Origin of the sequence: Nostoc sp. UHCC 0302, from assembly GCF_038096175.1 — a bacterium.
Lineage (GTDB): Bacteria > Cyanobacteriota > Cyanobacteriia > Cyanobacteriales > Nostocaceae > UHCC-0302.
The window spans coordinates 957391-970273 of record NZ_CP151099.1 but is presented as its reverse complement, the minus strand read 5'-3'; the positions used below and the strand labels follow the sequence as shown (position 1 = coordinate 970273).

General features: G+C 38.6%; 8 protein-coding genes and 3 pseudogenes. 3 read left to right on the top strand and 8 right to left on the bottom strand.

Annotation, left to right across the window (positions count from 1 at the left end):
- Window positions 1-27 precede the first annotated feature (27 nt).
- Window positions 28-1515, top strand: a complete 1488-nt coding sequence (locus WKK05_RS03950) for an IS1380 family transposase (RefSeq protein ID WP_341528493.1) — start codon at window positions 28-30, stop codon at window positions 1513-1515.
- Window positions 1516-2321: 806 nt separating this feature from the next.
- Here WKK05_RS03950 and WKK05_RS03945 read toward each other — a convergent pair.
- Together WKK05_RS03945 and WKK05_RS03940 are read right to left on the bottom strand one after the other, a co-directional pair.
- A pseudogene (locus tag WKK05_RS03945) lies at window positions 2322-3472 on the bottom strand (IS630 family transposase).
- A 38-nt stretch (window positions 3473-3510) separates the two neighbouring features.
- The gene (locus WKK05_RS03940; protein WP_341528492.1) at window positions 3511-4500 is read right to left on the bottom strand and encodes a hypothetical protein; all 990 of its coding nucleotides are present in this window, start codon (window positions 4498-4500) and stop codon (window positions 3511-3513) included.
- Window positions 4501-4682: 182 nt separating this feature from the next.
- On the opposite strand from WKK05_RS03940, the gene WKK05_RS03935 reads away from it, so the two are divergent.
- A complete protein-coding gene (locus tag WKK05_RS03935; protein ID WP_341528491.1) occupies window positions 4683-5840 on the top strand; it encodes an ISAs1 family transposase in 1158 nt (385 codons plus the stop codon).
- A gap of 472 nt (window positions 5841-6312) precedes the next feature.
- Here WKK05_RS03935 and WKK05_RS03930 read toward each other — a convergent pair whose 3' ends face one another.
- Both WKK05_RS03930 and WKK05_RS03925 read right to left on the bottom strand, forming a co-directional pair.
- Window positions 6313-7674, bottom strand: coding sequence for a right-handed parallel beta-helix repeat-containing protein (locus WKK05_RS03930; RefSeq protein ID WP_341528490.1), 1362 nt, complete (start codon window positions 7672-7674; stop codon window positions 6313-6315).
- A gap of 1405 nt (window positions 7675-9079) precedes the next feature.
- Window positions 9080-10201 (bottom strand): annotated as a pseudogene (locus WKK05_RS03925) (ISNCY family transposase); the annotation flags it as partial.
- An 81-nt stretch (window positions 10202-10282) separates the two neighbouring features.
- Between WKK05_RS03925 and WKK05_RS03920 the strand changes: the two are divergent.
- On the top strand, window positions 10283-10420 hold the full coding sequence (locus WKK05_RS03920; RefSeq protein ID WP_341531298.1) for a hypothetical protein: 138 nt from the start codon (window positions 10283-10285) through the stop codon (window positions 10418-10420).
- 205 nt (window positions 10421-10625) lie between these two features.
- Here the strand turns inward: WKK05_RS03920 and WKK05_RS03915 are convergent.
- The 4 genes and pseudogenes from WKK05_RS03915 to WKK05_RS03900 form a co-directional block, all read right to left on the bottom strand.
- Window positions 10626-10727, bottom strand: a pseudogene (locus WKK05_RS03915) (IS1 family transposase); the annotation flags it as partial.
- Window positions 10728-10793: 66 nt separating this feature from the next.
- On the bottom strand, window positions 10794-11048 hold the full coding sequence (locus WKK05_RS03910; protein ID WP_341528489.1) for a hypothetical protein: 255 nt from the start codon (window positions 11046-11048) through the stop codon (window positions 10794-10796).
- 1347 nt (window positions 11049-12395) lie between these two features.
- The gene (locus tag WKK05_RS03905; protein WP_341528488.1) at window positions 12396-12671 is read right to left on the bottom strand and encodes a hypothetical protein; all 276 of its coding nucleotides are present in this window, start codon (window positions 12669-12671) and stop codon (window positions 12396-12398) included.
- Window positions 12668-12871, bottom strand: a complete 204-nt coding sequence (locus WKK05_RS03900; protein ID WP_341528487.1) for a hypothetical protein — start codon at window positions 12869-12871, stop codon at window positions 12668-12670. Before WKK05_RS03900 ends, WKK05_RS03905 begins: the two co-directional genes overlap by 4 nt.
- Window positions 12872-12883: the final 12 nt, after the last annotated feature.

Below are 12883 nucleotides of genomic sequence, written 5' to 3'. Positions count from 1 at the left end.
TAGCAAGCATTTCAGCAGTTGTAAAGCATGACCCCAGCTTCAACAGAGCGCATAGCGAAACAGTTCAAATTTGAACAGCCAAAATCACCTACAGTCGTAGTTAATTTCCAGGGTGGAAGAGTAATATCTGATGCCGGGTTAAGCTTAATTGCTGAAATAGACAGAAAATTAGAAATTACATCAAAGTTTGCACAGTGTTTTCAAGATTACCGTCAGCCAAATAAAGTTGGCCATTCAATAGAGAGCTTAATTAAACAACGGATATATGGGTTGGTCATGGGGTACGAAGACTTAAATGACCATGAAGAATTACGCCATGATCCAATGTTTGCTCTAGCATTAGGGAAAAGAATAGGAGTAGAGGAGCAGCAGGTAGTTTTAGCAGGAAAGAGTACATTAAATCGGCTAGAATATTGTCCTGAAGATGTGGAACAAGGAGCAGACAGCCGTTACCATAAAATCGGGCATTCTCCAGAAAAAATAGAGAGCTTATTTGTCAAATTATTTTTAGAATCTTACTCCAAAGAACCACGACAAATTATTTTGGATTTAGATGTAACTGATGACCTCGTACACGGCAATCAGGAACAAGCTTTCTTCAATACTTATTACGGAGGATACTGCTATGCCCCACTTTATATTTTTTGTGGAAAACATCTATTAGCAGCCAAACTTCGCCCTTCTAATATAGACCGAGTATTTGGGGCATTATCAGAACTACAGAGAGTGATTAAACAAATACGTCAACAATGGAAAGATGTTGAGATTTTAGTACGTGGAGATAGTGCCTATTCTAGGGACGATATCATGACTTGGTGCGAATCACAGCCCGGATTAGATTATGTTTTTGGATTGGCACAAAACAGTCGTTTAATTCAATTGGCTACGAAGACTAAAGATAGAGCCAGGATTGAATTTGAGCAGAAATTATCAACAGTAGTTTCATTTTTAGAAACCGTATTTAAACCAGATGAGCAGCTTCCAGGGCTGGCTTGTGACTTGATTGATAACTCTATTTGGTATAAGTCGTTAGACTATCAGACTCGTGAATCTTGGAGCCGTAGTCGTCGTGTTGTTTGTAAAGTTGAATATGGAGCAAAGGCAACTAAGATTCGTTTTGTTGTAACTTCTCTGGCTACCAATAAAGTACCACCTAGTCAACTATATAAACAAAAATATTGTCAGCGAGGGGAGATGGAAAATCGTTTTAAAGAACAACAACTAGAACTTTTTAGCGATAGAACCAGTACCCACTCATTTGCGGGAAATCAATTACGTTTATGGTTCTCTTCCATAGCTTACGTTTTGATGAATGCCTTGCGCCAAAAGTGTTTAAATAAAACTGAATTACAAAATGCTACTGTTGGGACTATTCGTACCAAGTTATTGAAGTTAGGAGCTGTGATTACTGTAAGTACACGCCGTATTTTAATTGCAATTACTAGTTCTTGCCCATACAGACATATCTTTGCTACTGCTCATAGACGCTTAAAAATGCTCCCTAATACTGCTTAAATTGAGGTTAAATTGCCTTTTGCTTATTTTTAATCAATGATACTTTAGGCTTGGGTTGATTCAAGTCTTGTTTTGGAATGCGGGAATTTTATGAACAGAGCATTTTAATTTTACTACTAACAAAAAAGTAGTAATTATTTTAACTTTATAACTGCGGCTTTATACTTAACTTATCTCTGCGCCTAAATTTTGATTGATGATGTATCAGAAAAAAGCCTTACATCAGGTCATGTAAATTGATTTTTTACTGCTTGTGAGAAATCCGGGCCAAGTGTCCCCTGTAGTGAGTGCCTTTAGTGGGGACTGTCTTACCGAGTTCAATCTCAGCGAAATTCACCACGCCAAGCCACTTTTCTTGTATGCCGATAAGGGACTGTCTGTTGTAATCAGCTATAAGATTCTGACTTTTCACGGCAAGTTCTCAATCAACCGAATAACGTCACTTTTTCCACAAGCTTATTTGCAATAGCTAAAAGTTAATGCGAAAAGCCAACAAAGAAATACAGGTTTTATGAAAACTAAAAATGACCTTTTCCACATACCGTGAAAAGTCAGATTTTATAAAGGCTGACAAGAAAAAAAATTACTACTTCTTTACCAAAAACGCGCTTTCAACAACTGCGTTCTTGCTTTGGTTTGCCCAAGGCATCGCTTTACCTTGGGGTAGTAAGAAGCGCTCAATATTCATCTGGGAGCCTTTATGATGGTGTTTTATACAGGGACATTACCAGTTGCTTGGTAGGCTCCTAAGTCAGCGGGAGAGTATCCGTTGACTGTGATCGCTACAGACTTAAGCTAATCAGCATTTAAGCTGCAACATAGCTGAAATTAGTTTTATGTTTGATTTTCCGATGCCACTTAATCACTAACTCGCCTTGATTCAACAACTTATCTAGCAGTGTTTGTAATTCATCTACTGATTTAAATAAGCGATGAGCAATATATTCTTTACATGAATGCCAAACTAATTCGATAATGTTATAGTCAGGGCTATAAGCAGGCAAGAACTCTAAAATAAAATTCGGGAACTCTTGGGATATTTTAGCTAGAATATCTTTGCGTTTATGAAAACTAGCATTGTCTAAAATTAAAATTATCTTTGGCCCATACTTCGAGAAATCTTTACCCACATTTCCTTTACTTACCCACTCTTGTTTTATTAGTTCATTTAATTGTTGTAATTGCTCATAAAAAATATCTGCATTTCCCTTTTTTACAAAAAAGCATACGCGTTTCCGGTCTAATTCTCGAATTGCTCCCATGACGTTTACTCGACCACAACGTCGTTGTCCTGGAATATTCTTGCGTTTTCCTTTTTTACCCCAACCCTTGCGACGAATCACGCGTAAACTAAAACCACTCGTCGCGCGGGTACGCGCGCCCGCTACGCTAACGTCCAAAACCATACCTGCAAACGCTCTGGCTGTTCTCGCGCTATTGATAAATATTGAGCAAGTTTTTCTTTAAACTTCGCTCTCTCTATTGGGTTTTGTTTATCTTCCAGGTTATACTTAGCCCAGATATAGCTATACTTTTTTCGCTTTAATATCCTCCTTACTTGAGAGCTACTTAAATCAATTCCTGTTTTTTCGGTTAAATATGTAGCTAGTCGCTCTGCTGTCCATTTTCCAAATTCATACCCTAAATCTGAGGGTTCTTGGTCAACAGTTTTTAATAACAGTTCAATATATTCAGGCGTAGCTTTTCGGTAATATTCGTCCTCTCTTTTATTATGTAGAGTTTCCAAATTATCAGGATCACCGTGCATACACCAATATGCTACTGTTCTATGCGAACAACCTAAAAATTTAGCAATCTCGTATTGTGGTTTCCCATCATTCTGTAGCAGAATAATGAGAATTCTTTCCCTGACGTGTGGCTGCTCGCTCTCTTTCAGAGCTTGTTGTAGCTTACTAACTTGTGACGGCGTTAAAAAGTTCTTGGCTGGTGGTGGCATCTTTGCTTTGAAACGTCTTCATCTTTCTATTATGCAACTTACGTGCCGATTAGCTTACCAGGACTACCAGAGGCTAACCTATAATCCTTGGCAGAGGAGTTAACAAATACTGGTTTGCCTATGATGCCCGTGATATCTATAGAGGGCTTGGGGAACTGATAATAGAGGTTGTTGTTGAGACCTACAGTTATCTTGAATGGATTCTGACTAGTTGAAGGGCGAGGGCTATTCAACTTCACAAATATGTTGTTGACTATCAAGTTACCAGGGTTCTCTGTGCCACTGAAGTCTAAGAAGGGAGTTATGTTGCTATTTGAGAATATCGTGTTGTTGTAGAACCTCAGTTTGGTTGCTGCTTTCCAATTGATAATCGGAGACTCGTTAGGGGTGTCAAATAAGTAACTATGAACCGTGAACGTCCCTGAGTTCGCCCCAGAAGCATAAATAGGATAACTGCCACCTAAGAAGGAGCAGTGGTGTACTACGGTGTTATTTGTGTTACATTCGATTGAATAGAATGGTTGATTGGGTATTACACCTTGCCACCGACAGAATGAGACCTCAAGGTTGCCTCGGTTACTGGAGGTTGCCAGAGAGAGTACCGAGTTGAACTCACACAATGTGATAACCACATTGAATAGCTCACACTGGTATAACTCACAGGCCATCTGGGGAGAACTACCAGAATCCCAGGACATAAAGCCGTCAACTTGAGTCTTGATATACCTGAAGGTGGAGTTGTAGATATAAGATAAAGCTTGACGACCAGGGATACCGTAGTTTTCATACTGTGTCGTGAGATATTCCACGACTGCAATACCACCACCACCTCGGACAAGATAAGTTTCGATCAGGATGTTATTAAGGTCACAATCGGTTAACCGTCCCACTTCGAAAGCTGAGGTTTGTGTTTGTTCAACTTTGCCATCAATCGCGGCGTTCTGGGGTAATCGTGTACCTGAAGAATGACTGTAAAAGTGCCGATCAGAAAAGCAGGAATCATGAATCTCGATGCAGGGCGAACGCATCTAAATATTGATGGAGATTAGGACAAGACCATGAAAGCAGGTAGTAAAGGGATTTAGGGAGTATAGAGCGAAAAAAACAGTTGTGATCGCCCAGGATGGAAGATATGGCAGCAAGGATAGACAAATGTGGTATCCTAACCTGGATTTAGGTGTGCTGTCATAGAAATAGATATTAAATAAACATGAAACTGAAGCCCAAAATTACAATAGCTGACCACTTTTTGGGAATAGAAGATCCAAGAATAGAGCGGACAAAAAGACACAAATTAATTGATATTCTGACGATAGCGATTTGTGCAGTGATATGCGGAGCAGAGGGTTGGATAGAAATAGAAATGTATGGATGTGCAAAACATGGTTGGCTAAAAACTTTTTTAGAATTGCCAAATGGGATTCCGTCTCCTGACGGAGACGCTACGCGAACACATGATACCTTTGCGAGAGTATTTGCCAGAATAAAACCAGAACAATTTCAACAGTGTTTTGTGAATTGGATGAAATCAATACAAAAGATAATAGAGAAAGATATAGTAGCAATAGATGGAAAAACATTGCGTGGTTCTTATGATAAGGGCAGTGATAAAGCAGCAATACATATGGTAAATGCTTGGGCTGTACATAATAGATTAGTACTAGGACAAGTCAAAACAAATGCCAAATCAAATGAGATTACAGCTATACCAGAATTACTGAAAGTTTTAGAAATATCTGGATGTATAGTCACAATAGATGCAATAGGTTGTCAAAAAGAAATAGTGAAAGAAATAGTTAGGCAAGATGCAGATTATGTAATTACATTAAAAGAAAACCAAGGTCATCTACATTCATATGTAGAAAGCTTATTCAAAATCGGTATACAGACAGGGTTTCAGGGATTAGATGAGGGAAGATACACAACAGAAGAGAAAGGGCATGGACGAAAAGAAATTCGTCATTATGTAATGATATCATCAGAAAAAGCACAGTTAAATTTTAATACAGACTGGGTAAAATTAAATAGTGTTGGTATGGTGGAGCATATTCGTCAGGAAAAAGGGGAAACAACAGTAGAAATTCGTTATTTTATCAGTAGTCTTCCGAATAATATTGAAAAGTTTGCTAAGGCAGTTCGTGGTCATTGGGGAGTAGAGAATTCTTTGCATTGGGTATTAGATGTAGCATTAAAAGAAGATGAATGCCGCATCAGAAAAGATAATGCGCCAGAAAATTTTGCAGTATTACGTCAAATAGCAGTAAATCTTTTAGGTAAAGAAAAACGGATGAAAGTTGGGATAAAGAACAAAGGATTTTTAGCAGCAATGGATAACGAATATTTAGTCAGAGTATTAGCGCAACTTTAAGTAAAATAATTACTTAAAATTTGAAACGAAAATAAAATATTTATATTAGTAGTAGTGATGGCATGAATTTTCCACTTATATTGTAATATTTAATTTTATCTAGTTACAATTTAAAGTTATTTCGAGCATTCGATAATACAACTGTTAGTTATTACAAATATAAAATGATTCAAATTTACTATTTTATTAACAAAAAGTAGTTTTTGATTAATAGTTTAAATGTAGCTTACTAAACTGTTAACAAATAAGATGCGTTTGCCCTGATTGTAAGAGTGATAAGATGTCTGGCATGAGTAGCTTGTAGTTTTTGAGTTGTCGTTGTGAGAGACAATAGCTCTACTACGAAGCGCCCTACCTCTTCATGCTCTTATTTTGGCTAAGGTATTGTTATATAACTATAGTTAGTCAAATAAAATCCCTAGATGTCTAGGGGTTCTTTGTTAGGTGTTGGGTGTTAGAGGTCAGGTATTAGTTATAAGTCACCTGATGTTCCAATAGGACTATTTACTAGCTTAGGATGCTTAGGTCTACCTGTGGTAGTAAGCACATCTAGCAATGGATCTACCTGAGTGATACTAGGGGTTATTTTCTTACCTATACCCGATACAGCCGGGTAACTATAGTTACCGCCACCCTCAGTAAGGGTATAGGCGATCTGTTGCCCATTAGTGCCTGAGTTACGGTCAAAAACGGAGTCAGAGACTACATAAGAGCCTACAGGGTTCCACATGAAACCACTACCAGCCGCTAGGTTATCCTTAGCGGTTATGTTGTCAAAGGTGGCTGATATCTTGGCACTACCATTAATGGAAATAGCCCCACCGTTGCGTACTGCTGAGTTAGCAGAAAACGTAACTTGACTCAGGGTTACAGTGGCAGTAGATCCATTGATATAACCATCTAGCCATAAGCCACCTGCATCTCTAGCAGATATGTTACTGGCGATAGTGGTTCTTAATAGCTGAGTTGTACCTGCTAGTCGGATGCCTCCACCGTAATAAGTACCACGGCACTCATTGTCAGTGATAATACAGTCTTCAACTACTGAAGTATCAGGGTAATAGTCAAAGAAGTTAACCGCTCCACCGTTGCCAGCCAACGCAATATTGTTATGGAAGTAGCAACGGCTTAGACGACCTAAGCCACCTACTCGGTTAGCTACGGTCTCTGAGTCTTGACCAAAACCGTCTGTATAAATAGCACCGCCACCCTGTTTAGATGTGTTGCCTCCAAACTCTGAGTCTTCAACTATAAGACCACCAAGAGATCGGTAAATAGCACCGCCCACAACGCCCTTGTTGTTGAAAAAGTCGCAGTTATATACCTCTAAAGAGCCTCGGTTTCTAGTGGCGATACCACCAGCCGCGAAGCCATTATTTGCTTGAGTACCATCATTATTCTCAAATAGGTTATTACGTACAACTAACTTACTTTGAAAACCTGCGTGTATAGCCCCACTTGTGTCACCTTTGTTACCTCTAAAGGTACAGTTTAACACTGTGGTATTGCAGTAACTAGAGGTTGTTAAGCCTCCAGCCGTAAAACTACCAGTCATGTAGCCATTAATAAAGGTCAGACCTTTAATGGTGATGGTTGTACCCTGACCCAGTGCCATACACCGGAAAGCATTGTTACCACTAATAGTAAACATACGTGCAGCACTGGCATCTACTGTAATATTCTTGGCGATGATCAGTGTGCTACCTACGGTCAATGTCTGACCAGCTAATGCAGGAGCAAACACTATTAAGTCTCCATTTATACTTGCAAAAATAGCCGCACGTAAAGAGCCTGTGCCAGTATCAGCAGTTGTAGTAACCGTTCTAATAGTCATGAGTTATCCTTAAGATCACTGATAAAATCAGAACTTACGCATTGACAGGAATCTGACTATGTGAGTCCAAGCCCACTCTTTGTTCAAGATGTTCCAGTATGAAGTCATGAGCCACTTGAAGAGACAAATTCCTCTGGACTTCATACCAGTTTTCAATTAACTGTTCGGTTCGCATTAATTCTAGTTGTGTGAAGCAGGGCGAACGCACGGTATTTCTGAAACCCTTGCTGAATAAGGATCTGGACGAAAAAATAGGCTAAAATTAAAAAAGCCGAAACCCTTGCTATTAAACAATACCTTTGCCAATTTACGAGGGTGAGATGATGATACTTTAACCCTTAACTCCCATTTCTTTGAGGGTTGGTAAAAACAATCAGTCCTAAAAATTTACCAGACAGAGTACTTACAATTATTTACCTGGCGCTAATACTGCATTTTTGCTTTTAATTAAGCTAGAACACCGATTCACTAATCCTCAAAACCAGGTTTTTGTTCTGACGAAGACCGAAGTTTCGTAAACGCACATTGAACAAACCGGGGTTTTCGTCACCATTTTGAATACTGAATCGCTGTTCCAGTGTCTTTTACCGCTCAGTTCCCCTTTCTTTCCGCAGGCGGTACAATGTAAATCTCTATCAAATACTTTTGTTGTGCAAAAGTGACTTCAAGTCTCTTAAACACAATATTTTTCAAATTCAAGCGTAATTTCTACTAGTCATACTCCAACTTCATATGTGAAGTCGTATTTGTTGAGGTCATAGTAACCCTATTTACTTACACTGTCAGCCTCACAGTGCTTGTAATTATTTATATTACGCTAATACTACGTTTTAACTTTCACCAAAACCAGTGCTTTTGTCCCTTGCTTCCCCTTTCCTTTAGCAAGCAATACACTGCTAACTAATATTAAATATTTTTTGGTGACAAACTTTTGTATTTACTAATCTAGCACACTCTTTCTCAAAGTCAAGCATAATTTTTGCTAGCAATGGTGGGTGTACAGTCAGGACAAACGCGGTAAGCTGAGGAAAGCACCTAGCAGCAGTAAAAAATTAGTTATAGTAAAGTTGCCTCGGCATCGCCCACAACGGAAATTCAGTAATAGCAAATGAATAATCTTAGAATGTTCGCTCATCGAATGTGTCCATTGTGGGGCAGAATTAACGCTATCAGCAATTCTCATTTTGAAAACAAAATAATATAAAACCCTCTTGTTTACCTAGAAAACTTCTGTCTAATTATGATTTATTTGAAAGATAATCATGATAATTAGCTTAAGAGAAATAATTTAAAAAACATGCCCATGAAAAATAGATTTCAACTTATAAATATAGCTGAAACTCAGACCTACTTTCTAAAGTCTCTCAATTAATAATCTTTATCTCCTCTCAAAAATTTGACATTTCTAACTAGAATTTCCTTTTGTGATCGGGACATATTCGGTAATAACAAATAAGAAAAGCTCCGACCAATTTTTAAATCAGATAAATTTTATTAAGGTACGAATATCATTAAAAAAATTAGTCCGAGTTGCTAATAGATCACGAACTTTTTGATAGGTAAAATTGGCTAAATCTAAAACCGTATGAAATAAAAAAGCTAGTAAATTTAAAGATAATAAGAACTCGCACAGATGATTTTGACCATGACCAAAGTTATGCTCTAAATTATAAACGTGATTTTTTAGAACGTTGTTACCTTCATTTTCAATTTTCCATCTACTGCGTCCAGCTTTGACAATTTCTTCAACATTGTTTTCAGTGATTTTATGATTAGTAATCCAATTATTTCTGTAGATAACTTTCTGTATTTTCTCATTAACAATAGTCACTTCGCACCAATTAGCTTCGAGACTTGAGTCTCCATCTCGTAAAGGAACTCTAGAAGCATAACGATAACGATAAATTAGATTTTTTCGCCCATCCTATTGTTTCTTTTCAACGGTTGTAATGTCTTCACTTCTTTCTAAGAATTCTAGCCATTCATATAAAGTTTTGTGTGACGTTCCTAGGCAAACAAAAATAAAATTATAACCTTGTTTTAATGCTAATTGACAAATAGGTTGGCGAGAATACAAGTCATCTCCTAAAAGGGTTGCAGGACAGCCATACTTATTTTGATGATTCTTATTTAACCATCTTTTAACAGCCGCATTTTCACAATCTTCTTTTTGATGTCCATCTTGCTTTTTAATAAATTCTGGTTCTAAATTAATCACTTGTTTTTAATTATGAGAAACCACCACAGGTGTGACACAGACATGAAAATAAGTTGTAGTTCCGTTTCGATGATTACGACAATTACAATGAGGACAATTAATTTTCTTAGATGAGAAATATTCTGTACCATCTAATGCCATTAGAATTTCTCCATCTAAATAGAGAAACTTTTTCAAAATTCCCTTTTTATTTAACCATCCATAGACTTTCTGAAAGGACTTAAATATCGTCGCAGATGGAACCGGATCTAACAAATTTCTTATTTGATTATCACCCGGAATTGCCCCGATTGAAAATAAACTTTCAGCGCCGAAAGCGAAAAACACTTACTTGAGCAAATTCAGGAAGTTCCTATAGCTGAGTACAAAACTCAACGTCTTAGATTAGCTTTGGCTGAAGCTCCTCGCCAACGCAAACATCGCCTTCACCATGACCCAATTAGCGCAATACAAATTCTGGTCAATCAACATACCGAACTTCTCTCTGTGCTTGATTCTCAACCTCTTAAATACCAATTAGATAGTTAGGGGAACCTGGTAGTATTTCTGGTTTACAAACGTATTGAAGCCAACGTAATGAAACCCCAGTCACACGAGCGTTCGTCGAAGACGTTGCCGTTCGCGCAGCGTCTCTGACAGGAGAAGGCATCGCCCTTAATGAAACTCTCTCAAGTAGAAGTTTATCGATTAGTTCACGTGTTAAGAGATCAATTGGTTGTCGGGTTGGGCTTTCCACAAATTGTCGCCCACAGTTGTGACATTTGAACCGTTGTTTCCCATAATGGGTGTACCCATTTTTGGCTATGTTGTCCGAGTTACACTTAGGGCAGTGCATAGCTCCTGTATTGAACGACACTACCTGATTTGATCATTACTATGCATTACTACCTAAAATCTTTATTCACCCGTGCATTGGAAACCGCCGCATCATCTCGCTCAACGCCACCGCCTCACCTTCTGGCGTATACACAGTTTCCCCTGACATCGCAATCACAATTTTCTGCCGTCTCGCCCACTCAAACCAAGCAACCACATCAGATTTGGCCTGTTGTACCTCCGGCTTTCTCCCTTCTTTACAAGCAGCCACAAAAACTGCTTCGGGTGACTTAATGCCTTTCCAAGTACGGAGTGCTTCCTTCAAATATGCGATAGCCAAAGGCTTAAGCTTCGCTTATCGCACCCGGTACATTTTCCCAGCACCGCTTCACTGTACGCTGGATTTCTGAGTTTAGCCGAAACTGTGGGGTGCAAGGAATCTCCCTCAGATGCTGCAATACCTCTTGGACTTCTTGGTGACTGGGCTGAACTGATTTCTCCACAGTAGGGGCGGCGGAATAATCATCTAGTAATCAATAGCAACTTTAAGAAAGTATAAAGCTGGGGAAAATATACCCTGATAGATGTTAGTTTAATAGGGTTGATAAACTACTTGTGGAAGGTAATTACTTTTGTAATTACCTTCCACAAACAAGTAATTTGATGAGTTCCTGTTGCTGTTATACAAAAGTTGAAAAACAAGGAAAAGGATTTACGCAGGCTGCTATTACTATATAGTAAATAACAGCTTAGTTACTCATCCTATAGGGGGATAAACTAGAAAAATCAGTCCAACGTTAAGAACTATAGGCAGGAATATCAACAACCGCTATTGAGGTTTAGTAGATTTTCCATCTGTTGCTCGTCTATCGTTTGGTTCTGATATTCGTGTATCGCTGTTTCCCACTTTACCAAGTTTATACTTGTTAAGTAGGGAGTAGTTGTTTCAGACTGCTTTTCCTTGGATATTTATCAGTGAAGTATACTTACTGATGCTTTTGTACTGTTTAGAAGAGGCACTCTTTAAAAAAGAGTGCCTCTTACAGTTGTATCTTGGTTGTGTCGAAAAGCAATTCGATAAGACCGGACTTGCTAAAGATGACTAAGTATTAATTACTGGTGTGCCATACAAATTCTGTATGGCACACTAATATTTTTTTTGCAGTCTTTCCTTAATTATAATTACTATTAGTAGGTTAATAACATTTTTAAATCAAGCTCCTCAATTGATTGATGGGTTTCCTACACCCTGCGCCCAAGTTGTTGACCCTTCTGGTCTCTGTGCCGGAATAGTCTAGCCCTGTTCTGTCACTTTAGGAGAAACCAGTACCTAAAAGCCTTTCGGAGCTTTACTTTTGGGTTTTTGGCTACAAATTTTAGTTTCTGTTAGAAAAGAAAAGCTCAAAGCTTTATTAGATAAAAGTTTCAGCGTTTCGCTACGATTATTGTTTTCCGGAAGTGACAGAACAGGGCTAGGATGTCTAACGGTACTTAAACAAAACAGAAGGGTAAAAAAGGCTATAATGCTTAATTAGCATAGCTTTCACGTTAAAAAAAACTCATGAAAGAAACCACCCCCGCAGCCAGGGCAAACGCATCTAAAGTATAAGAATCCTTTAATAGCAAGGGTTTCGGCGTTTTTTAATTTAGCCTATTTTTTCATCAAGATCCATGCCCAGCAAAGGTTTCAGAAATACCGTGCGTTCGCCCTGGCCTGTTTGTTGGGGTCAATATCGTTAGTCCAGATTCTTTCGGTATCGGGCCATGCTTGGAGTGATGATGCGATGGCGTAACCGCCCGCCGCAGGCATCGCCCCATGTCCAACACAAGGCTCACCAATCACACCAGACAACTTGACATGGCGCAGTAGTTCAGTTGTGAACCATGAAGGAGACTCGTAGAAGTTCAGAGGATGTCTACTAATAGTTTGTGATTGTGGTGTCAGTAGTTGTGCAACAGTCATGAATTCTCTCCTGTTTGTTTAACAATCTCGGCGCTGATTGATTCAAAATCTACTTGAAAAATATTCAAATCAGTTAGGATCTCACCACTGTTGTAGCGGTCTACAATGTGCTGCCTAATAGCGGGTTCTGAAAGCCCGTCTGGGATATCAATGTGAGTAACACTCAGAACTTTTTCGACAACTGTAACAATGACTCTCATGTTGGTTATGCT

Excerpts from the sequence above, each read along its gene's own strand:
- WKK05_RS03930 (WP_341528490.1), bottom strand. The coding sequence starts at position 7,674 with ATGACTATTAGAACGGTTACTACAACTGCTGATACTGGCACAGGCTCT.
- WKK05_RS03950 (WP_341528493.1), top strand. The coding sequence starts at position 28 with ATGACCCCAGCTTCAACAGAGCGCATAGCGAAACAGTTCAAATTTGAA.
- WKK05_RS03905 (WP_341528488.1), bottom strand. The coding sequence starts at position 12,671 with ATGACTGTTGCACAACTACTGACACCACAATCACAAACTATTAGTAGA.
- WKK05_RS03900 (WP_341528487.1), bottom strand. The coding sequence starts at position 12,871 with ATGAGAGTCATTGTTACAGTTGTCGAAAAAGTTCTGAGTGTTACTCAC.
- WKK05_RS03940 (WP_341528492.1), bottom strand. The coding sequence starts at position 4,500 with ATGCGTTCGCCCTGCATCGAGATTCATGATTCCTGCTTTTCTGATCGG.
- WKK05_RS03935 (WP_341528491.1), top strand. The coding sequence starts at position 4,683 with ATGAAACTGAAGCCCAAAATTACAATAGCTGACCACTTTTTGGGAATA.